This window comes from Paenibacillus puldeungensis (assembly GCF_042678945.1).
In the GTDB taxonomy this organism is placed as follows: Bacteria; Bacillota; Bacilli; order Paenibacillales; family Paenibacillaceae; genus Fontibacillus; species Fontibacillus puldeungensis.
The window spans coordinates 60,351-82,631 of sequence record NZ_JBHTLM010000006.1 but is presented as its reverse complement, the minus strand read 5'-3'; the positions used below and the strand labels follow the sequence as shown (position 1 = coordinate 82,631).

Sequence of the window (22,281 nt, the reverse complement as noted above, 5' to 3'; positions counted from 1 at the left end):
AATCGTGAAGCTGAGGGAAAATTATACCTGCCCATTAGAGATGACCCATGACATCATAAGGGGAAAATGGAAGCCGATCATTTTGTGGCAGCTTGGCAAGTCCCGTTCCTCGCTGGCCAATCTGGAGAGGGATATCCAGGGGATTACTCAAAAAATGCTGCTGGAGCATTTGAAGGAACTGCTCGATTACGATGTCGTGGCGAAGCAATCCTTTGAAGAGTATCCTTTAAGGGTGGAATATTTCTTGACGGAGAGAGGAGAGAAGCTTCTGGAGGCGGTTGTCATCATGCAGGGCATCGGGATTCAGCTTATGCAGGAGAGCGGGATGGAGAGCATTCTCAAGGAAAAAGGCTTGATCGGTTAAGTTCATTCGCATACACACAAAAAAGTGGGTACTGTTCGGAACGTCCGAAGGTTAGTATACTGCAAACATAAACCTAAATTTTCATTTTGACGATTGGAAAGGTGGCAGTATAAATGGACGATATTTTGCAACGGGTAGAAAATCTAATCGATAAGCAGAGCACCGCTTTTGTCGGCTCTATTGACGAAGAGGGATTCCCGCAGATTAAAGCGGTGCTCGCCCCTCGGGTGAGAGAAGGAGTTAAGCAATTTTACTTTACGACGAATACGTCCTCGATGAGAGTCCGGCAATTTCGCGAAAATTCCAAGGCCAGCGTCTATTTCTGCGATCAAGCCCGGTTTATCGGGGTGATGTTCAAAGGGACGATGGAGGTGCTGGAAGACGAAGCCTCCAAGCAGCTGATCTGGCGCGAGGGCGATACGTTGTACTATCCGCTTGGGGTAACAGATCCGGATTATTGCGTTTTGAAATTTACCGGGGAGACCGGGAGATATTACAGCAGCTTTAAGTCGACAAGCTTCGATGTTTGACCCCTTTAATTAGTGGCCGCAGTGATGAATAAACTGCTTGATCAGTTCGTTCAAGAAACCCGGAGCTTTAGTAGGGATCTGGTGTTTCGTATTTTTGATAAAAACCAGCTCACTTTTAGGCAATCGTTCTTTTAGCAGTTTGGCGTAAGTATGGAACAGGGTATCCTTCTCTCCGTAAACCAACAAAACAGGTTGAAGGATGTTTCCCAATTGGGCCGTACAGTTATAATGCAAACTATATTGATAATATTGTTCGGCGTTTTTGGCGTTTACTTTTTTGGCATCGTTAAACAATGATCTGAAGAAAGACAGCTTGGGTTTTGCTTGACCCCAGGCAGTGGAGAGCGCAACTATACCGACCGCACCGATTCGAGACAAGAAGCGTCCACGCGATATTTTGTTTCTTAGCTTTTTATCATTAACTTCGGACATTCCGCCGATTACAATGCCGCCGAGTGCTCGATCAGGACAGTTCAACAGAAAATCGAGCACTACCGCGCCGCCGGTTGAGTAACCGCACAAAAATGCCTTTTCAATCTTCAAATGATCCATCAACTGCCTGATATCCCGGGCGATTAGCGGATAAGTAATTTCTTCCTTGGAAGGTCCACTTTGTCCATGGCCGCGGATATCGAAAGAGATTATTCGAAAATCCGCTGACAATTTCATCTGATACTGAAAGGTTATGCTTGTCAATACCGGAGGATGGATGAATATGACCGCTGTTCCTTTTCCGCAATCCTCATAATGCATTTGATATCCGTTTATATAGGCATGGGACATTGAATTCACCTTCCCTAATTGCGGTGTAAATGCATCTTTATTTTGCGTATGATCTGATTTCTTCATCCATGGAAATAGCTCCTATTTGGCTTTGGCCCGCTCAGGAATTGTCCTGCGCCCGAATCATCACCGTACGGTTGCGTCCATCCTCTTTGGCCCGGTAAAGGGCAGTATCCGCAAGATGGAATAACTCCGCGGCTGCGGAAGAGTGCTGTGGATAGAGGGCTATGCCAATAGAAATTGTTACGGTATAGTCAACCTGCAAAAATGCCTGCTCCACCGATTTTCGAATCTGCTCCGCCTTCAGATAAGCCTCGGAACTATCCGCATGGCGCAGCAGCACCACAAATTCCTCACCGCCGTAACGGGAGCTTATATCCTGCGCGGTTACCCCTGCCTGAATCACACCAGCCACCTGTTTCAACACAAGGTCTCCCATTTGGTGCCCATATGTATCGTTTATCGTCTTGAATCTGTCGATATCCATGACCAGAACGCCAAAGGGAATCAACTGGTCTATCCAGCGCTGGATCGTGTCCTCGAACGTTCTTCGGTTCATCATGCCGGTCAACGCGTCCGTCATCGCTTCATGGGTTAGCTGTTCGTTCTGCCGCCGAAAATTACTAAGTGCACTCACGACCGTACGAGTCAGCAAATCAGCCTCCCGATTCCAATGGGCTCTCAGCTTGGGCGGCTCTACGCTACCTTGCTCAAAATTTTGAACCAAATTGGCGAGGGATACAAATGGATTGGCGATCTGGCGGGCTGTCCACACGACAATTAGGGTCAAAACGACAAGCGGAATCGCTATGCGCAGAAGAAGCAGAACGAAATGTTTATACAGCTGATCATAAATCTTCTGCGTCGGCGATACTACGACAATGCCCCAACTGGTGGAGGAAATTTGGGTATATCCCGCAAGTGAATCCACTCCGTCCAAATTAATATACTGCTGCTTTCCGCTTTTCCCTTGCTCTAACTGCTGCACAATGATATTGGCGCTGCTGATATCCTTACCGATTCGGTCACTGTTGGGATGATACAGCACTTGTCCTTTGGAATCTACAATATAAAAATAAGAGGTACCGTTCTTTTCGAACTGGCTGCCAAAGATTTGATTCAGGATATTCTTGTCCTGCAGATAGATGGTACCGCTGATGAACCCTTTGTAATTTCCTTCCTGATCAAAGATAGGCTCACTGAGAAATACAATGATTCGTTTGGTTTTGGAAGTCATATACACTTCAGAAATAAAAGCTTTTCGCGACTGCAAGGCGGTATTTGCAGCATGTGAAGTAATATGTGAACCGGCGGTTCCTATAGTTTTCGGAGAGATGGCTCGAACCATACCGGTCTCATCCACTAATGCCATGGAGTTAAAATAACCGCTGCTGTTCCGGATCAGATCGAGCCTGGATTCAAGCTCTTCCTTTTGCGGCGACTCTTCCGGCTCGCCGAAGCTAACGGCTGCATTTTTTAGACTGGACTGCATGAATTGAAAAAGAGAATCCATGGTTTTACTCATCTGAACCGCAGTGGATAAATTCAGGCTTAATGTATTATTGATCAGGGATTTTTTTTGCGTCTGAGTGGATGAAATGATGGAAATGGTTAGTGTCAGCAAAACTGAGAGAATTACAAACCCGGTAAAAACGGCAGTCAGACTAATCTTTTGTTTCTCTTGATACGGCTTGAAAAGCGAAATCATCTCTGTGTCTCCCCCGCAGCTGATACAAGCATATTACCGATTATGCAGCTTTAATAAAAAAGAACCGACAAAGCCGGTTCCTCCGATTACGAAATTGTATAGTAGGAGGTTTCACATCCTCCTCAAATTGGAGCCACACAAAAAGTAGTAGATTCCTCCATTACTATAGCGAAAAGTGTAATGAAAATCAACGATTTCTGCATGTAGCCGCTAGGTTGGCATCCGCAAGGCTGAGCCAAAACTGACCGTTCCTGATAGTGATAGATTTTACATTGCCTTTTTCCTTTTTCCTCCTTATAGTTAATTTAGTGAATCAACAAAGTTTCGGCACCTTGGATTGGAGCCAATAGGGAGAGAAAGAGACAGAGATGGTAAATGGATTGTTATTGTTGTTGTTGGCGTGTTTGTTTCAAGGCAGTTTTGGACTTGGCATGAAGAAGTACCAGCCGTTTTCCTGGGAGACTTTTTGGATTATCTTCTCGGTCTGCGGTATTGTATTAATTCCAATCGGGTGGACCTGGTTGGAGGTTCCGGAGTTTATGAACTACGTTCGAGAAACGCCTGTTCACGTACTCGGATTGGCATCGTTATGCGGTCTGATCTGGGGCGTCAGCGCTATTTTGTTCGGACAAGCTGTAGATTCGGTAGGCGTTTCCTTAACCTACGGAATTAACATGGGAATATCCGCTTCGCTTGGTGCGCTGATTCCGCTGCTGATTTTCGGTAACATTCCGCCGGTCCTTTCCTTTGTTCTGCTGCTCGTCGGGATGGCGATTATGCTAACGGGGGTTGCCGTAATTACGAAGGCAGGGTTGGATAAAGAAAAGATCCTCGCTGAACGAATGTCTTCACAAGGAGACGGGGCACAGAAAAAGTCGCTGACAAAAGGAATTCTGATGGCTTCCTTAGCTGGTCTTGGTTCTGCTGCCATGAATATCGGCTTTGTCTATGCGAATCAGACGCTGGATATTGCGACTAAGCACGGAGTAGAGGCGACAAGCGCTAGCCTGATTCCTTGGGTCATTACGCTGTTCGGTGGTTTTATAGCCAATTTTGGTTACGCCCTTGTTATGATGATCAAAAATCGGAGCTATCGCGATTTTACCGCAGAAGGTTCGAGTAAGGCTTATGTGAAAGCGATTATTACGTCTTTTGTATGGTACTTGGCCCTTGGCTTCTACGCCAAAGCTACGGTGATGCTCGGACCGATCGGCTCAAGCGTCGGCTGGCTTGCCTTTAATGGCCTGGCTTTGATTGTCAGCAATGGATGGGGCTTAAAGGATGGAGAGTGGAAAGGATTCCCGACTCCGAAAAAATGGCTGCTCACCGGGAACTTGATTCTGATCGTGTCATGGATTGTCGTTGGAATATCTAACGGGTTAGCTTAAATAGGCATCAATACAAAGGGCCATCCTTTCGGAATGGCCCTTTTTCACGTTAAATTTTAACACTAGCTTTCAAATGGGGAAGAGAAGAACTTGCCTGCCGATCGTGTTTTGGAAAAGCTGTAGGTGTGGCAGTAAACACGAGTTCATTGTAGAAAAAGAATTTCCTAAACCGCTTGATCACTTCATATTTATACTCCCCATGGTCGAAAAGCTGTAAATACCCGTCTTCGCTGCGAATGTGTTCCCCGTCGTCGTATTTTTGCATGAACCAGTTACCCAATTTGCGTTGTGGACATAAATATGGCTCGATGATCATCATCTGCCCGTCAGGCTTCAATACCCGGCGAAATTCATGCAGGTACGTGGTGATTTGTTCATCGGGAATATGGTGCAGTACAGCGATTATAAGGATGAGGTCGATCGCCTGATCGGCTAGAGGGATACGCTTTTCATCAAACACCATAAAGTCATAGTCCGGATGCAGCTCCTTGGCAAATTCAATTCTTTGGGCGTCCGGATCAACTCCGTAATAATAACCTGCATCGCATATGGAACAGTTCGCCCCCGTTCCGCATCCAAAGTCCAGAACATTTCTACTTTTTAGAGAGACCATGCTTCGAATGTGGTCGTGAATGTATTTTTGGGTAGACCACTGAGGTCTGACAAATCGGTGATACAAACGCGGGGATAAATACATGCTGCAACACTCACCACCAGTTCTTAGATATAGTGCTTAATGTTCCGCGAAATGAGTCAATTCATACAAGTCTAAACGGCATGGAAACTAGTGGTACTAAATGCATGTTTTGGTGGGGCTGCGGAGAATAATAAGAGGGATCAAAAAAACAGAAAGGGTTGACTTTTGGTGACGGCCTACGAAGGATTGTTTTATTTTCTCGTCTACTCGCTGTTAGGCTGGCTGCTTGAAAATGTATACAGCTTATCTACGCAGGGCGTGTTCTGGAAAGAAGGGTTCCTGAAAAGTCCGCTGAAGCCGATGTATGGTATTGCTCCTCTGCTGCTGCTTTCGTTACGCGGGGATGGGCAACATGCTTTTATCGTCGCATTAGGCTGCCTATTGATTCCGACCATCGTCGAATATTTAAGCGGGTATTTACTCTTTACCTTCTTTGGTAAGCGGTGGTGGGATTACTCTGAGCTTCGAGGGCAGCTTCATGGGCACATATGCTTTCGCTTTTCTATGTATTGGGCGGTGCTGTCGGTGCTGGTGCTGGAATTTCTTCATCCGCAGATCGAAGTCATTTACCGGAGTATGGAAGAAGTTTGGGAACCGGCAAGCTTGTTATTTCTGCTGCTATTTGTATCCGATTTACTTTGGACATGCTGGGACCGGCGGAGGGAATGGCGGCGGAGTTTGGTTTAGGCTTGAGAAAAAGAAGTCCCGGATGGAGTCCGGGACTTCTTTTTATGATAGACGTTTTTGTTAGAACGAGACAAAGTATTCAGCAATACCTGCATATAGTGCCTCGGCGATTTTTTGCTGCCCGCGGGGGCTAACGAGCATGTCTCGGTCTTGTGTGTTGCTTATAAAGCCGGCTTCGACGATGATTGCAGGTACGTCCACGTGGTTCAGTAAATAAAACGGTTTACCCACTTTAGGGGTTTTTGGAGTAGGAATGCGGTATAGCCTCCCAAGAGCTCCCTGAAGGGAAGAGGCTAGCATAGCGCTTCTTCCCTCATTCTGATGCAGGACAAGCGGCCCGTGCTGCGCCTCGTCACGGCTCCAATTTACATGCAGACTGACTACGATGGCAGCCGGTATGTGCTCACTTAGTTCTTTCCGCTGAGCCAGATCTCTGATATGCCGGGAGCGGATGCTCAGCCAGCGATTGTCGTCGCTTAAAGCGTAATCCCCTGTACGGTTGAGAATCGCTCGGTATCCGTGACTGCGAAGAACGACGTACAACCGACGTCCAACTTCAAGATTGATATTTTTCTCTAAAATATCACCGTATGAGGTTCCGCCATCGATTCCGCCATGTCCGGCATCAATCAGGATAACCGGTTCAGGGAAGGCGTGTCTTAGGTCTTTATCATCGGCCAGAGCGGAGGGGCTCCAAATTCCAGACGTGCACGTAAATATGAGCATCAACGCGAGCAGGGAATATAAAACTTTACTCATTCGCTTCACCTTCTCGGTCTAATTTTCACTTAGGGTTAGCTCAAGGAGAATAAATCATGCATGGTGTAAATGATCGGCGTGATTTTTAGTTTAGGGAAACAGCCAGCGGTGCAAACTATAAATAAAGAGTGAATTTGATTCATGAAAGGAGTTGTAACAGCGATGGCTAAAGGAGACGAATTGGTAAAGTACATTACCGAACGGGTAGTTGATTATGTGGAAACACCGCGGGAGATCCGGCGCGAACGGACGAAGGAGAAGGAGCCATGGGCCCGCCGATGGTTCGGCATGATTCCATTTTCCATTTCTCTTTGGGTGGATGATTTACCGCTTAAGCGGAAACGGAAAAAGGAAACGTCATCCCGTCACGTATAGTGTAAGCCGAAATTGCTTAAAAAGCGGTCGCGTAATTCCTGTAGGAAGAAGCGGCCGCTTTAATTTTGCAGCTCAATAAATTAAGAACCCGGTGTCATTGCTCCGGCAATCTCCACGAGTCGCCCAACCCCGGCACGTATATGCTCCTCGTTGACGAAAGAATAGCTAAGCCGGATCCATGAACTCATCTCACCAAGGGGATCGCAAATTCTCCCGGGAACGAAGGAGATCGAATGCCGAACGCATTCCTCGAGGAAAGCATTCGCAGACAAGCCGTCTGGCAGCTTGACCCACAAATTAAGGCCGCCATTTGGGGTGACCCAGCTAAAGCCTGCTCCGGCAAGCCCCTTCTCCATAAGAACCCGACGGATTTGCAGAGCGGTTCGCAGCTTTTCCAGATGCATCTGAAGTCGTTCGGACTCGAAGCAGCGCAGAAACAATTTTTGGTTGACGAGCGGAGTCCCATTATCCGCAAGCGACTTGGCGGTGATTAAAGGACGAATGACCGGGCTTCGGGCAAAGACCGCGCAAATGCGTAATCCAGGTGCCACATATTTGCTAAAGCTGCGGAGATATACAACCCAGCCTTCCGAATCGTAGGTAAATAACGGTGGAGGTGGAGGCCCCTCAAAATAAATGTCATGAAAAGCATCGTCCTCAACCAACAGGCAGCCGTACTGCTCAGCCAGTTCAACTAAACGTTTACGCTGAGAGGTTGGTACTGTATAGCCGGTTGGGTTGTGAAACGTTGGATTCATATAGAAAATCCGCGGCTTGTGCAGCTTCATCAATTGCTCGACGAGCTCCAGATCGTAACCAGTCGGTTGGATGTCTACAGGTAACAGTCTCGCGCCATGCTGCCGGAAAATATCAATAGCGGCGCTGTAAGTCGGCCGCTCCACCAGTATTTTGTCCATCGGCCGGATGAAGCTGCGCGATAATAGGTCGATGGCCTGTTGCGCCCCGGTTGTAATCAGAACCTCGTCTGAAGTTGACGGAATGTTGTGATGCCTTAGCAGATAACGACTTAGCACTTCTCGTAGTTCCACGTCCCCTTGTGCGGAGGAGTAGGTTCCAAGCAGCTTGGGGTAGCTGTCAAACACCTCCTTTACATATTCCGATAGGAATAGATTCGGAAGTAGGTTTGGATCGATCAGGGCTTGCGAAAACTGATAAACGGACGGAATTCCATGGATCTCGTTCAGATGGTTTTTCAAATGGCCGGAAACGGATAAGAGCGGGTTCTCCATAGCGAGTGGCGAAACTTCATCATAGTTTTTGCTGCCCACATAGTAGCCGGATTTTTCTTTGACGTAAACGATTCCGTTTTGTTTCAGCATTTGATAGGCCCGAAATACGGTCAGCCGGTGGACTTGCAATTCCTGTGCAAGGTTACGGATTGAGGGCAGTTTGTCATGGGATTGCCATTCTCCTCGCTCAATGCGGTCTATCACAAAGTCGTACACTTGCTGAAACAGCAGCTTCACGTTTTCCTTCGGCCTTACCGTTTGGCTCACTACACACTTCTCTCCTCATATTGTTACATCCCATTGTAGCAGAATGGCAAATGATCTGTTCTGTTATGATTCATCTGTTCTGCTCGCTTCCCTGTATGATACAAGGCAAGGAGGAATGCAGCAATGGTCATTATCAATTATTTCATCATGTGTCTTATCTTCGGTACAACGTTCCTAGCCATTAAGGTAGGTGTTGATGCGGCGTCGCCGCCTTTTTTCTCCGCAGGAGTCCGCTTTCTGACGGCAGGGTTAATCATGTTTCTGTGGATGGTATGGAGAAAAAAAGCGAGCTTTGCAATTCTGCTGCGCAAGGAGATGCTTCTTACTGGAATCGGCCTTACCTTCGGCACGTTTTCGACCTTGTATTGGGCAGAGCAACATGTATCATCTGGAATCGCCGCTGTGCTGTCGGCTACGGGTCCGCTCATGATCCTCATCCTGCAGATGTTGATTTTTCATCAAAAAGCGTCCGGTGCTTCCTTGCTCGGGATCCTGTTAGGATTCACGGGGGTCGTATTGCTAGTGCTTCCAAGCCTTACGGTATCCGTCAGTTTGTGGTGGGGGATCGGCTGCGTCGCGATTTTGATTGGAGAAATCTTTTATTCTTCAGGCGCTTTGTACTCCAAAAAAGTAATTCAGAGCTTTCCGAAAGAATCGCCTATTGCACTGAACGCAGCCCAGATGATCTACGGGGGACTATTGCTCCTGCTCTTATCCTGTTTTACCGAGCAGGTTCATTCCGAGGTGCTAGTTTCTCCGGCCGCAATCGGCTCGCTGCTGTACTTAATCGTCGTCGGGTCGATGGTAGGGCACAGCTTGTTTTATTGGCTAATTGCTAAAACCAATCCTATTTTCCCAGCCACATGGCTTTATGTTTCACCGCTGATCGCCTTGACCATCGGGGTGCTATTGTATGGCGAAACGATAAATGGGATTACGGTTCTTGGAGGAATTACGATTATAGCGGGAACGATCGTTTCGAATTTTACCAATTTGAAGCGGCTGCTGCGTAAACCAGGTGCCGCGTCTTCAAGCTCTACTCTCCAAAATGAAGCATAACGGGAAAAAAGCGCGAGCCTGAAGGAATTTGGCCCTTCAGCTCGCGCTTTTTAGTTTGTGATGATTCGAATTATTGCGCCTTGGTTAAAGTGAATGAGTGCTGGTCTTGATACTTCACGAATTTGCCCGCATCCATCAAAGCGTCTAGCGCGATGAGGCGGGGGCTTGCGGCTGAGCCGGTGAGTAAATAAATAGAGCCCGTCAGCTTCTTGTCCACATTTGGTGAATCATCTTCCGTCCATGTTTGATAACCATAGACAGGGAGGGGAAGAGAGTAAGTCCGCTTCGGTCCAGAGGCCACGAAAACGAGTTGCTTGCTTAAAGTAAGCTGCTTGATAAGAGCTTCGGGTTTGTTCGGAAGCTCTTTAGCGGTCATCCATAACAGATTGTCGTAAGGCTTGAAGCTTTCGGCGGTTCGAAGGATCCGGCTTGGCGTAAGCTCAGGCTGACTGCTTCCAGCAGCTGTCTGCGGAGCTTTATAACTGACGGTTTGGAGCTCCCAGCTCTTAACCGTCTCCGGTAGTTGTTCTCCGGTAGAAGCATTCAGAAATTGTACCGCAGAGCCGTTGCCCGGCTCCTTGATCAACCATTCCGCTAATGCGGGCCCGCCGTACAGCGGAATGGCTGTAACTTCAATAGAGTTCATTTCTGAAGCTATTCCGCTGTCTTTAAGGCCAACGCTTAGCGTAGCTTTTGCATACAAGGAGTCCGGTCCAGCACCGTACTCAACTAGTTTATATTGTCCGTCTGCCGTAACGGAGATGATGAGGTACCCAAGCGGAGTACCTTCGGCTTCTTCTTTCGTTTGCGCGGGTTGCACCGTGACAAGCCAGCTATGCGTACCCGGGCCTAGCGGTTCAATGAAGGTATCTGCGCCGTCCCAGGTAGTAAAGCTTTTTGACTGGGCCAGCTTGCGGATGACATCCTCCGCGAAGCGGCGCAGTTCCTTCGGAGCCGGATCGACCTGCTGGTTAGCTGCTGCGGCTGTTTCTAGAGTCATCCACCCGGCCAGCCCCCACGAACTCAGACTTACGGGAAGCAGAAGTCCCGTGCAGAGGATCATTTTTAACGTTATCGTTAGGATTGGGCGAAGCTGCATTTCAGTAAATCACCTGCCCTTTCTTTCATATATGCTTGTCCCATTTTACTGAATCTGGAACAAAAAGGATGTTGCAACGTGTCGCGCATAAACAGCTGAGAGGGCTTCTATTTTTGCGGTCTTTTAGCGAGATCGGTCTATTCCTGGATACCTGGGCGAACGCAGATGAAAGATGCCGCTCGCCAGAGCGGAAACGACAATTCTCGGGTCGTACTGCCAGCGAATTTCTCCGCGCCTCGCTTCATATTGCTCCCTTGCCGCCTGATTTTGCTCCTCATCCGGATTCTTTAATAAATCCTGGTAATAAGCATCAATGAGCGTTAGTTCCTCTTGCAGCCGCTCTCTTGCCTGATTGGCCCAGTCGTTATCATACGCTTCAAGCTGCTTGGTCAGTTTGGTCTCGAGCTCGGCACGTCCTTGATCCAGGGATAGCCTCGTCGGCTCAATGTGGATGTTTTCTGGAAGCCTCGGAACGAGGGTTAACCCCGATAACCTGGTGAGGAAGGACTCATCAATTCGACCGTCAAGCAGGGAGATTCCGAAAAAATGTAGCTCCTCGCGTTTCATATCACAGCAGAACTCGACCTTAAAGCATACGCCGAGCCAGGGCTCATAAGCGGCTGGAAGCAGGGTAGTGCGCTGCCTTAGCCCTGGATCCTCGAACAGATACATATAGCGCCCGCCCCGTTTGACCGCTTCGAAAATTTGCTTTAGCCGCGGGCTTCCAAACGTCATTTCCTCACGTTGAATTCGTCCAGCGCCAAGCACAGGTAGGGGACGGACGGCTCCATAGTAACGTCCAAGCAGCGTGTCCTCTTGAGGGGCTGTTGAAGCCTGGCCAATATTGGGGCTGCCGGCTCGCTTCTCCTCGGCCGCCTGATGCCGCTCCGGATCAAAGATGAATGAGAACGACATCGTTTCAGGCTCCGCGCCGGTTCGTTCTATGAATCCCCAGTAATAAGGCCGATTCGTCAAATCCCGGTCGGCACGGGGCGATAGCTTGACCGTGACATGAGAGGGGGATTTTTCGATGATCTGGGAGTCCGTCGCTTCCAAGTAGGTCATCACAAATTGTTGAATCTGCTCGCTTGTCATCGTCAAGCCTTTCAACCTCCTAACAGCTGTTTGAGATTTTCACCTGACTCGCCCTCGGGTGGTTCGCTGTCAATCTCCGCCTTGATGTCGTGAAAGGTACGACCTAAAGATTCCACACGGTTCGCAATTTCTTCCTCGCTGCCGGATTCGAGCAAAATTTTGTAAATGCTCTTCTCCAAGGAATGCTCCTTCTCAAATCGTTCAAGAATAACGTCGAGATGACCGATAACCATTTCAAACATGTTGATCTTCTCATGGAGTAAGTTAAGGATATGCTCCTCGATGGTTCCCTGGGTGGATAGGTTGTATATTTTCACATCATTCTGCTGGCCAAGCCGGTGCACACGTCCGATTCGCTGCTCCACCCGCATCGGGTTCCAGGGCAAATCGAAATTGATCATGTGATGGCAAAACTGTAGATTGATGCCTTCGCCGCCTGCTTCAGTTGCGATCATAACCTGGGCTCGGCCGCGGAAAAGGTCCATCATCCAGTCTTTTTTCCCCCGGTTCATTCCGCCTCGATACGGTACAGCGGTCATATTCCGGTCGCGGAAATATTTCAGCAGATACTCCTGAGTTGCCCGGTATTCCGTAAACACGATCACCTTGTCGTTCATGTCCCGGATGAGCTCCATCGTTTTTTCCGCTTTGCTGTTCGCTTGAATCGCCTTGATGAGGCCGACGAGGTCCCAAATTTTATCCCGCACCGGGGAATCGGGGGCTAGCTTCTTGGACAAGTTGACCAGCGTGACGAAAACGGCGTCCCGGCTGCTGCAAACTTCCCGCTGCAGAGTTACAAGCGAGAGCATGCTACTAAGGTCTCCGCCGGCTGCCTGATATTGGTCTTTGACAAAGGAAGTAACCCCATCGTATAATTTCATCTCTTCCGGTGAGAGCTCGACATGGATGTTCCGAACGATTCGCTTGGTAAAATCCAGCTCACCGTCGCCGCGCCGATTTCGGATCATGACCTTAGCGAGCTCGTCCTTGAGCTGGCCTTCGTTCTTCGGCAGGCGCTTATCGACGACGAAGTTGGCTGCAAAATCGCTTTGGCCGCCGAGCTGGCCCGGCTTGAGCAATGTAATAAGATTGAACAGCTCGCTCAGGTCGTTTTGCACCGGTGTTGCGGTCAGGAGTAGACAGTATTTTTTGCGTAGCTTCAGCATGAATTGGTAGTTGGTCGTTTTCTTGTTTTTAAGCTTATGAGCTTCGTCTACGATGACCATGTCGTATTCGCCGTTCAGTAAAATATTTTTATGAGGATCGCGTTTGGCGGTATCCATGGATGCCACGACCACATCGTTTTGCCAGGAGTGTTCTTTTTTCTGGGCTATAGCAGGAATGCCAAACTTTTGATTGAGCTCTCGAACCCACTGAAGAACAAGGGAGGCGGGAACGAGAATCAGCACCTTCCGGACAAGTCCGCGAACGATATACTCTTTTAGGATCAAGCCGGCTTCAATGGTTTTCCCAAGCCCGACTTCATCGGCTAGAATGGCGCGACCACGCATTTCAAAAAGCACCTTGCGGGCCGTTTCCGTCTGATGCGGCAGCGGGGTGACGTTTTGCAGATGATTCAGGCACTGCATTTCCTCAAAGCTCGTGACTAACGAAGCGGTTTCCGCCTGGAGGGCGAGGTTAAACAGCTTCCAATCGTCCCAAGGGCCGCCTTTTTCCTGACGGGCTGCAAGATCTTCAAACCAGCTTTTATCGAATTCGATAGGAACGTGGGCGTCTATAGCTGGATCGTCCGAGGAGCTTGGAGCATGGCCTGAGGGGTACGAATTCATGATGTAAAACCTCCCTTATCGTTGCATATTCGTGCTTGCAGACGTAGATGTAGTATGGACGAAAAAGAGGCAGTTCATAACTTGCCGGATATATTGGAAATGCTGATCAGCCACCAGCCAAGCTCAGGCCTTATCTACGGTGGAGTTGGAAATTTTTCAGCTGGGTTTCATAGGGGTTGCCCGAAAAATAGAGAGAATCGCAGCAAATCGAGGATCGGACGAGCGGGACTCAACTTATAGGCTAAAATTTCAGTCTGTCCCTCTGTGACATCGAGATATTGTATAGTATAATGGTATTCGCACACAATATGTTGTGATTAATACATATGATGATATCGTTTCTATCGTGTGCGGCGGGTGATTAGGCCGATATTAGGCCGTCCCAAAATGGCATTTTCCCCGGTTTTTCAGGCGCTTTTAGGCGCTGTGAAGCGTGGGTGAAATAGGTATTTTTCTGGAAATTTTATAGGGATTTAAGAGCCTCGGTTGATAGATACCTGTGTACGGGCTGGAGGCTTGAACTTAAATGGAGCGGGTGCTTGTTAACGCTCAACAAAACTTAAGCTTATGCTTCCGAAGACAGTTTTGTTTCGGAGACTATTTAATGAAGTAATGCTCAACAAAACTTAAGCTTATGCTTCCGAAGCAGTTTTGTTTCGAAGACTGTTCAATGAAGTAATGCTTAACAAAACTTTTATGAGAGGTGTTTTCTTTGAAAACTGTGCAAAAGCATCGCCTTGAGGGGCTTAGCGAGAAAATCTTTTTGGATCGGTACGCTTGGAAAAATCCTGACCCGAGCCATGCGAAAGTCGGTGATGTTGTCCTCGTACTCACGAAGGATGATCCGAAGTTCCCAACCAAGGAAGTCGGGGAAATCGTTGCCCGTGAGGGACGCACCGTAACGGTCAAAACCCGCAGTGGGGAGCTGGTGGAATCCGACGTGGAGAAGCTGACGCTCAATATCGAGAAAACGCCTGAAGAAATGTGGGATCGTTTGGCGACTGCGATGGCCTCTGTAGAAGCTACGCCGGAGCTGCAACAAGAGTGGGAAGAGAAGTTCCGTCATATTTTGTATGATTGGAAGCTTGTCCCGGGCGGACGGATTGCAGCTGGCGCCGGTGCCAGCGAAGAACTGACACTGTTTAACTGTTACGTTATCCCTTCACCGAAGGACAGCCGTGGCGGCATTATGGAAACCTTGTCGGAAATGACCGAGATTATGGCTCGCGGCGGCGGCGTTGGCATTAACTTAAGCTCGCTGCGTCCACGCCGTGCGGTGGTTAAAGGCGTTAACGGCTCCTCCAGCGGCGCTGTGTCCTGGGGCGGATTGTTCAGTTACACGACCGGCTTGATCGAGCAGGGCGGAAGCCGCCGCGGCGCGTTGATGCTGATGCTTAACGATTGGCATCCGGACGTGCTTGATTTTATTACGGTTAAGCAAACGATGGGCCAAGTGACGAATGCGAACCTGTCTGTTTGCGTTAGCAACGCTTTTATGAAGGCCGTGAAGGAGGATCTCGATTGGGATCTTGTTTTCCCGGATACAACATATGAGGATTACAACGAAGTGTGGGACGGCGATCTGGCGAAATGGCAGGCCGCTGGCCGCAAAGTCGTGCATTACCGCACCGTGAAGGCGCGCGAGATTTGGCATACGATCATTGAATCGGCATGGAAATCTGCAGAGCCTGGCGTTGTATTCATGGAATACTACAACCAAATGTCCAACAGCTGGTACTTTAACCCGATCATTTGCACGAACCCATGCGGGGAACAGGGCTTGCCGGGCTGGGGAGTATGTAATCTGTCGGCGATGAATTTGTCCAAGTTCTATGATGAAGAAAACCACGACGTAGCTTGGGAAGATCTCGCGACGACAACTCGTTTCTCGGTCCGCTTCTTGGACAATGTTATCAGCAAAACACCTTATCATTTCGAAGAAAACGAGAAAAACCAAAAGAAGGAACGCCGCGTCGGTCTCGGAACGATGGGTCTGGCTGAGCTGATGATCAAGCTGAACATTCGTTACGGCAGTCCGGAATCGTTGGAATTCCTCGATAAGCTGTACGGCTTTATCGCGAAGGAAGCGTACCTTGCTTCTGCGGACATTGCGGCTGAGAAAGGGTCCTTCCCGGCGTTCGAAACGGATAAATATCTGCAAAGCGGCTTCATGAAAGTGATGACCGAGGTTTATCCGGAGGTCGGCGAAGCGATTCGTGAAAAAGGCATCCGCAACGTTACTATAATTACTCAGGCGCCAACAGGCAGTACGGGTACGATGGTCGGAACTTCGACAGGCATCGAGCCTTACTTCGCCTTCAAATATTATCGCCAAAGCCGCCTTGGCTTTGACGAGCAGTTTGTACCGATCGCCAAGGACTGGATGGATACGCATCCGGGCGAAGAACTGCCGGATTATTTCGTAACCGCCATGGATTTGTCGGCGGAGGATCATATCCGTGCGCAGGCTGCTATCCAGAGATGGGTCGATAGCTCGATTTCCAAGACGGCCAACTGTCCGTCGGACTTTACGGTCGAAGAAACGAAGCGGCTTTATGAGCTGGCGTTCGATCTCGGCTGCAAAGGCGTGACGATTTACCGCGACGGAAGCCGCGATACGCAAGTGCTGCAAACGGAGAAGAAGGAAGATAAGACGGAAGCAAAAGCGGCTGAGACGACAGAAACAGCTTCTGAAAGCGGCGCTTCCGCAGATGAGCAAGCGGCTCTGAACGGACTTGATCAAAGTCTTCCGGTGAACGTAAGCCCTGAACAGAAAAAAGTGTTCGACAACAAATACAAGAGACGTCCGCAAGTGCTGCATGGGGCGACTTACAAAATCAATACGCCATTTGGCATGGCCTATATTACAATCAACGATCTGCACGGCATACCGGCAGAAATCTTCTTGAACGTAGGGAAAGCAGGTTCCGATGTATTCGCGATGGCGGAAGCGCTTGGTCGCGTGTGCTCCCTGTTCCTCCGCTACGGCGACCACGGGGAAAAGGTTGAGCTCTTGATCAAGCATCTGAAAGGCATCGGCGGTTCCGGCGCGATCGGCTTCGGACCAAACCGCGTGGAATCCATCGCCGACGCTGTGGCAAAAGCACTGGAGACCCATGTGCAAAACGGACCTTACGACGACCATGATCCGGCACCAGTTGCTGCTACGATCGCTCATCACGACGATCACACCGCTGCTGCCGAATCGCATAACGGCGGTTCGCACAGCCATGCGCATGTCACCTCCCGCGACCTCTGCCCATCCTGCGGCTCGGCTTCGCTGCTGAACGTTGAGGGATGCAAAACCTGCAGTAACTGCGGGTATAGTAAGTGTTCGTAAGAAACCAAATTTTCAGAATTAGTGAGAAACTCTTCTTTAAAAGAGATAGATCGCCTTATCTTGCCCTCTTGGACAGGATATTGGCGATCTTTTTTAATGTTCTGGGATATGCACGATGTTATCGTTACCTGCGTACAGAGCTAGGACGGTTATCTCCAGTTGCCTATAAGAAAATGACGGTTCAGTTCAAAGCAATGGGCTGTTCCCAAAGAGTCATTTGTTCGAAAAATAGGAAACAAGAAAGGTCAATATCCGATGATTACAAGGTAATATACGATGAGACAATCAGAAAAGGAAAAGTTACAATGGTTATAGTGTTTAAACGCTTTCATGGTGAGTGCGCACACCAAATCATGACGATGGTTTTCGCCTTTCAATGCATAAGAAAAGGTAAAAAAGTAGGGGGAAATCGTTGAACACGTTTCAATGGATTTTATTCAATAGGGAGGGACTAAAATGAATCTAAAAAGAATGATGGCCGCCTTATTTGCGTGCTGTTTGGTTGGCGCGGCATTGACGGGCTGCGGAGGAAAAAGTGAATCCAGCGTGAACAAAAATGGAAACGCTTCAACCAATGAGCCGACGAAACTGACAGCGATTTTTGTAAAGCACTCGCTCACGAAGGACGTCAAGGATATGAAGTGGCTTTCCGATTTGGAGAAGAAGGCCAACGTGGATATCGAATGGCAGCAAATTTCCGCCGACTGGGATCAGAAGAAGAGCGCTCTGTTTGCCAGCGGCGAAATTCCGGATCTGTTATTCAATGCTACAAAAAATTCGGATTTCGTGCAATTTAACGGCTTGTTTGAAGATCTTAGCCCCCTGATTGAAAAGAACGCACCTAACATTCAAAAAATGTATAGTGATCACCCTGAATTGAAAACGCTTTCCACGCAAGCCGATGGGAAGATATACAGTACGCCCAGATACAAAGGTCTATGGCCAAGTTCGACTGCTACGATGTTTATCAATAAAACCTGGCTTGACAATCTGGGCCTAAAAGTCCCCACAACCTGGGATGAGCTGGAGAAGACGTTAATCGCCTTCCGCGATGGCGACCCGAATAAGAACGGCGACACCAAGGACGAGATTCCAATGGATTTTAACCCGATAGGTTGGAGTTTCACACCGAAACTTCTGCTTGGCAGCCTTGGCTTACCTTTGTCCGATGACGTGCCGGACGGCTACTTTACGGAAGACGCACAGGTTAAAAACTTTTATGTGGATGAACGATTCAAAACGCTGATGCAGTTTTTGCAAAAGTTGTACAGCGAAAATCTCATCAACAAAGAAGCCATTACGCAGGATTATTCCAAATATCAGTCCCTCGCGCGCGGCAACGGTTCCACCGCAAAAGTAGGCTTTACTTGGGGTTGGGAGACCGGTGACCGTTTTGGCAACGAACTGAAGGACCAATATATTGCTTTACCGCAGCTCAAGCAGCATGCCGATTCTACGGATGAACTCTACTGGAGCTATGACTATTACAACCAGAACTTCGGGGATAATGCAGTTGCCATGAGCGCCAATTCCAAGAACAAGGATGCGGCAATGCGATTTATCGACGCTTTTTACGAGCCTACCGTCAGTCTCCAGGTGTTGTTCGGCGGTATGAACGACACCGACAAAGGCATTAAAGACAATGGGGACGGCACATACCAAATTCTTCCCCCAGCCGACCCTTCGCTGGATCCCGGCTCATGGAAATGGACCAATACATTTGCAGACAATGGTCCGATGTACGTTGCCGACGATTTGAAAGATAAAGTGACATTAGGGACTGACATGCAGGCTGTATTTAAAGAGAAGTCGGTATACAACGACTTGCTCGCCAAGGCGGACCTGAAAACGAACGTCTATCCGCAGGCATTTATGAAATACAGCACGGAAGACATCAATACAATGGCCATGAATCAGGCCAATATCAACAACGTCACCGATCAGCAATGGGCGCAATGGTTGACGACGAAAGCCGATATTGAAAAGGAATGGGGAGCTTACGTCGCCAAAGTCAATAGAGTCGGCCTTAAGCAGAACCTGGAAATTCGCCAGAAAGCTTATGATGCGTACTTGTCGACTTTGAAATAGGGATTGGAACGGATGCGGTTAATTTTCGTTTAGCCGTATCCGTTTTCTTACTTGAAAAAGGGGGAATAGAAATGAAGCAAGTAGAGACCAACCAACAGATTTTTCCTGTCCGCAAAGGAAAGAGCCCGGGTAAATACTTGGGGAACTATCAATTATGGATCATGGTTCTCCCGGCTGTTGTTTATATTGCGATTTTCTGTTACGGACCGATGTACGGCCTTCAGCTTGCTTTCCGGGAATTTGATTTTGGAAAAGGGATTACAGGAGGGGACTGGGCAGGCTTTAAGTATTTTGAGCAGTATTTCAACAGTCCGATGTTTTGGCCCACGCTCAGGAACACGTTTGTTATCGCTTTTTTTTCGCTTGTGCTCGGGTTCCCGCTGCCGATATTGCTTGCGCTGATCATCAATTCCATTCGAAATCATAATCGCAAACGTGTACTGCAGACTACGGTCTATATGCCGTACTTTATTTCAACCGTGGTTATGGTCGCTTTATTGCAAATTATGCTTTCTCCAACCACGGGCTTGCTCAGTAACTTATTGAGATCACTGCAACTAATTTCTGCAGACGCGAATCTCCTTGGCGATCCCGGGGCGTTTGTCCCTGTATATGTTCTTTCCGGAATTTGGCAGTTATGCGGTTGGAACAGTATTATTTTTATTGCAGCGCTATCTTCGGTGGATACCCAGCTTTACGATGCTTCCAGAATTGACGGGGCAAACCGCTGGCAAATCGTTCGGCATGTGGAAATCCCTGCGATTTTGCCCACAATTATTATTTTACTGATCATGAACATGGGCAGCATTCTGAGCGTTGGCTTTGAAAAGACCTTCCTGATGCAGAACAGTCTCAACAAATCCGTATCTGAGGTCATCTCGACTTATGTATTCAATGTCGGAGTCAAATCCAACCAATTCAGCTTCGGCTCGGCCGTAGGCTTGTTTAATACGGTCGTCAACTTCTTGTTTCTTATGCTGGCCAACAAATTGGCCAAGAAATCATCGAACATTAGTTTAATGTAAGGGAGGTGAAGGTATGTCACGTTGGAACTTGCAAAATTCGCACAGTATAGCCCATTCGAGCGGCTTAGCTGACCGGTTGTACACGGCTGTCGTGATTGTTGTTAGTATTTTTGCCTTTATAATTGTGGCCTATCCAATCTACTTTATCATTATCGCTTCATTCAGCAACTCCACGCTGGTTAGTCAGGGCAAGGTTATCCTTTGGCCGAAAGGAATCAATTTTTACGGTTATGAACAAATTTTTAACGATGGACGCATTTGGCAGGGGTATTTGAACACCATCATTTACACGGTGCTTGGTACCTTACTGAATTTGGCGGTTACTTTGCCGGCCGCCTATGCGCTTTCCCAACGGGGATTCATCGCACGCAAAGTCATTATGCCGCTGTTTGTATTCACAATGTATTTTGGCGGCGGAATGATTCCTACGTATTTGCTGGTCCGTGACCTGCATTTACTTAATACCCCATGGGTCATGATTGTGAACGGTGCGTTGAGTGTCTACAATTTAATTATTACACGTACATTTATTGAAAGTTCGATTCCGCAGGAGCTTTATGAAGCGGCAACGCTGGATGGGTGCTCCCATTTTCGTTATTTCATTTCCGTTGTAATGCCCCTATCCAAAGCGGTCATTTCGGTCATTTCCCTGTACTATATGGTAGGCCACTGGAACGACTTTTTTAACGCTCTGCTATATATTAACAAGGATGAGCTCCAACCGCTTCAGATCGTTCTGCGTAATATTTTGTTGTCAAATCAGGCCTTTGCGGGCGGAGCCGGGTCCGGGGCGGGCGCGGGCGCAGGCAGCTATGCCCAGCAGTTTGCGGATCAGATCAAATATGCGGTCATTATCGTGTCGACGGTACCTGTATTAATGATTTATCCGTTTATACAGAAGTATTTCGAAAAAGGGGTTATGATCGGCGCAGTCAAAGGCTGATGTGTACTTAGGTGAATGTCTTCCTTGCTGAATTCGGGAGGTGCCAAATGAAGAAAAGCCTTGAATTATTGGAATTCCTCGGGGAACCCGTTTCGCGGGATATGAAGGAAACGCTGGCTCACGGGAGCAGACAGTTTCGTATGAGCGTACACATGACAAGAGTTCCTTCAATTAATAATGTTGTGTTGTATTCTCATTGGCATGAGGAACTGGAGTTACTGTTTTTGGCCAAAGGCAGCGCGCTGTTTCACATCGGTCAGGAAAAAGTAACGGTACGAAGCGGCGAAGTTGTTTTCATACCGCCTAACCTTCTGCATTCCGCGAGTCGGTTGGATCAAGAGGAGATCGTTTTTTATGCCGTGCTAGTGCACTTCAATTTTCTCTCCAGCCTGGAAAACGACCAGATTCAACAGCAGTATATCTTGCCGATATTTATGCAGAACCGCCGTTATCCCAAACTGATTACGCGCGAAATGGACGAAGAGTTGCATATCTACCCGCTATTGGAGGAAATACGCGATGCCTATCAGCAAGAATCACTCGGTTACGAGTTGCTGGTCAAAGCAAAGCTTCTGGAGATTTTGTACCGCTTGCAAAAGTGCGCGATCCATGCTGATGCTGACCTAGATATTGGGGAATCGAGAAACAGCAACTCTTTGCAGGCCAAAAAAGTGCTGGCATACGTTCAGCAAAATTACGGAAAGCGCATCACCCTTGCGGACATGGCGCAGCACGTGAACCTGAGTCCGGCCTACTTTTGCCGCTTTATGAAAAAGCAATTTGATCTCTCACCCATGGATTTTTTGAACGAATACAGGATAGCGGAAGCGATAAGCTTGATGGAGACTACGGACAAAAAGATGACAGAAATTGCTGAGCTGACAGGGTTTTGCAACGTCAATCGTTTTACGGAAACCTTTAAGAATTTTTACGGCTGCACGCCTGCCTATTACCGGAAAGCTATTCGGAATCATGCGGGGGACGGACAACATGCCGTAAGGTGTGACACCGATTTGAAATCATATTAATTCAGA

General features: G+C 48.2%; 19 protein-coding genes. 11 read left to right on the top strand and 8 right to left on the bottom strand.

The window, feature by feature from the left end:
* The first annotated feature begins 4 nt into the window (after positions 1-4).
* Positions 5-364 (top strand): winged helix-turn-helix transcriptional regulator, encoded by a 360-nt coding sequence (locus ACFQ3W_RS10325; RefSeq protein ID WP_379319149.1) that lies wholly within the window; start codon positions 5-7, stop codon positions 362-364.
* 113 nt (positions 365-477) lie between these two features.
* Positions 478-894, top strand: a complete 417-nt coding sequence (locus ACFQ3W_RS10320) for a pyridoxamine 5'-phosphate oxidase family protein (protein ID WP_379319148.1) — start codon at positions 478-480, stop codon at positions 892-894.
* A gap of 9 nt (positions 895-903) precedes the next feature.
* Here the strand turns inward: ACFQ3W_RS10320 and ACFQ3W_RS10315 are convergent, their stop codons facing one another.
* Both ACFQ3W_RS10315 and ACFQ3W_RS10310 read right to left on the bottom strand, forming a co-directional pair.
* Positions 904-1,677: an alpha/beta fold hydrolase gene (locus ACFQ3W_RS10315; protein WP_379319329.1), complete on the bottom strand. Its 774-nt coding sequence runs from the start codon at positions 1,675-1,677 to the stop codon at positions 904-906.
* A gap of 100 nt (positions 1,678-1,777) precedes the next feature.
* Positions 1,778-3,385, bottom strand: a complete 1,608-nt coding sequence (locus tag ACFQ3W_RS10310) for a sensor domain-containing diguanylate cyclase (protein WP_379319147.1) — start codon at positions 3,383-3,385, stop codon at positions 1,778-1,780.
* A 368-nt stretch (positions 3,386-3,753) separates the two neighbouring features.
* On the opposite strand from ACFQ3W_RS10310, the gene ACFQ3W_RS10305 reads away from it, so the two are divergent.
* Positions 3,754-4,773: an L-rhamnose/proton symporter RhaT gene (locus tag ACFQ3W_RS10305; protein WP_379319146.1), complete on the top strand. Its 1,020-nt coding sequence runs from the start codon at positions 3,754-3,756 to the stop codon at positions 4,771-4,773.
* Between the two features lie 49 nt (positions 4,774-4,822).
* On the opposite strand, the gene ACFQ3W_RS10300 is transcribed toward ACFQ3W_RS10305, so the two are convergent.
* Positions 4,823-5,470, bottom strand: a complete 648-nt coding sequence (locus tag ACFQ3W_RS10300; protein WP_379319145.1) for a class I SAM-dependent methyltransferase — start codon at positions 5,468-5,470, stop codon at positions 4,823-4,825.
* A 168-nt stretch (positions 5,471-5,638) separates the two neighbouring features.
* Here ACFQ3W_RS10300 and ACFQ3W_RS10295 point away from each other — a divergent pair, with 168 nt between their 5' ends.
* On the top strand, positions 5,639-6,157 hold the full coding sequence (locus tag ACFQ3W_RS10295) for a putative ABC transporter permease (RefSeq protein WP_379319144.1): 519 nt from the start codon (positions 5,639-5,641) through the stop codon (positions 6,155-6,157).
* Between the two features lie 60 nt (positions 6,158-6,217).
* Here ACFQ3W_RS10295 and ACFQ3W_RS10290 read toward each other — a convergent pair whose 3' ends face one another.
* Positions 6,218-6,916 (bottom strand): N-acetylmuramoyl-L-alanine amidase family protein, encoded by a 699-nt coding sequence (locus ACFQ3W_RS10290; RefSeq protein WP_379319143.1) that lies wholly within the window; start codon positions 6,914-6,916, stop codon positions 6,218-6,220.
* A gap of 141 nt (positions 6,917-7,057) precedes the next feature.
* Here ACFQ3W_RS10290 and ACFQ3W_RS10285 point away from each other — a divergent pair, with 141 nt between their 5' ends.
* Positions 7,058-7,291 carry a YqzE family protein gene (locus ACFQ3W_RS10285; RefSeq protein WP_379319142.1) on the top strand — a complete coding sequence of 78 codons (234 nt, stop codon included), beginning with the start codon at positions 7,058-7,060 and terminating at the stop codon, positions 7,289-7,291.
* A gap of 80 nt (positions 7,292-7,371) precedes the next feature.
* Here the strand turns inward: ACFQ3W_RS10285 and ACFQ3W_RS10280 are convergent, their stop codons facing one another.
* Positions 7,372-8,808, bottom strand: coding sequence for an aminotransferase-like domain-containing protein (locus ACFQ3W_RS10280; protein WP_379319141.1), 1,437 nt, complete (start codon positions 8,806-8,808; stop codon positions 7,372-7,374).
* A gap of 123 nt (positions 8,809-8,931) precedes the next feature.
* On the opposite strand from ACFQ3W_RS10280, the gene ACFQ3W_RS10275 reads away from it, so the two are divergent.
* On the top strand, positions 8,932-9,867 hold the full coding sequence (locus ACFQ3W_RS10275; RefSeq protein WP_379319140.1) for a DMT family transporter: 936 nt from the start codon (positions 8,932-8,934) through the stop codon (positions 9,865-9,867).
* Between the two features lie 70 nt (positions 9,868-9,937).
* Here ACFQ3W_RS10275 and ACFQ3W_RS10270 read toward each other — a convergent pair whose 3' ends face one another.
* From ACFQ3W_RS10270 to ACFQ3W_RS10260, 3 genes are all read right to left on the bottom strand, one after another.
* On the bottom strand, positions 9,938-10,966 hold the full coding sequence (locus ACFQ3W_RS10270; RefSeq protein WP_379319139.1) for a hypothetical protein: 1,029 nt from the start codon (positions 10,964-10,966) through the stop codon (positions 9,938-9,940).
* 123 nt (positions 10,967-11,089) lie between these two features.
* A complete protein-coding gene (locus ACFQ3W_RS10265; RefSeq protein WP_379319138.1) occupies positions 11,090-12,067 on the bottom strand; it encodes a YqhG family protein in 978 nt (325 codons plus the stop codon).
* 5 nt (positions 12,068-12,072) lie between these two features.
* Complete coding sequence (locus ACFQ3W_RS10260) at positions 12,073-13,851, bottom strand: DEAD/DEAH box helicase (RefSeq protein ID WP_379319137.1); 1,779 nt, start codon at positions 13,849-13,851, stop codon at positions 12,073-12,075.
* Positions 13,852-14,563: 712 nt separating this feature from the next.
* Between ACFQ3W_RS10260 and ACFQ3W_RS10255 the strand changes: the two genes are divergently transcribed.
* The 5 genes from ACFQ3W_RS10255 to ACFQ3W_RS10235 all read left to right on the top strand — a co-directional run bounded on the left by ACFQ3W_RS10255 (position 14,564) and on the right by ACFQ3W_RS10235 (position 22,275).
* The gene (locus tag ACFQ3W_RS10255; RefSeq protein ID WP_379319136.1) at positions 14,564-17,191 is read left to right on the top strand and encodes an adenosylcobalamin-dependent ribonucleoside-diphosphate reductase; all 2,628 of its coding nucleotides are present in this window, start codon (positions 14,564-14,566) and stop codon (positions 17,189-17,191) included.
* Between the two features lie 456 nt (positions 17,192-17,647).
* Entirely contained in the window at positions 17,648-19,279 is a 1,632-nt protein-coding gene (locus tag ACFQ3W_RS10250) for an ABC transporter substrate-binding protein (RefSeq protein WP_379319135.1), read from the top strand.
* Between the two features lie 71 nt (positions 19,280-19,350).
* Entirely contained in the window at positions 19,351-20,304 is a 954-nt protein-coding gene (locus ACFQ3W_RS10245) for an ABC transporter permease (RefSeq protein WP_379319134.1), read from the top strand.
* Positions 20,305-20,317: 13 nt separating this feature from the next.
* A complete protein-coding gene (locus ACFQ3W_RS10240; RefSeq protein ID WP_379319133.1) occupies positions 20,318-21,247 on the top strand; it encodes a carbohydrate ABC transporter permease in 930 nt (309 codons plus the stop codon).
* A gap of 47 nt (positions 21,248-21,294) precedes the next feature.
* On the top strand, positions 21,295-22,275 hold the full coding sequence (locus ACFQ3W_RS10235; RefSeq protein WP_379319132.1) for a helix-turn-helix domain-containing protein: 981 nt from the start codon (positions 21,295-21,297) through the stop codon (positions 22,273-22,275).
* Positions 22,276-22,281 lie beyond the last annotated feature (6 nt).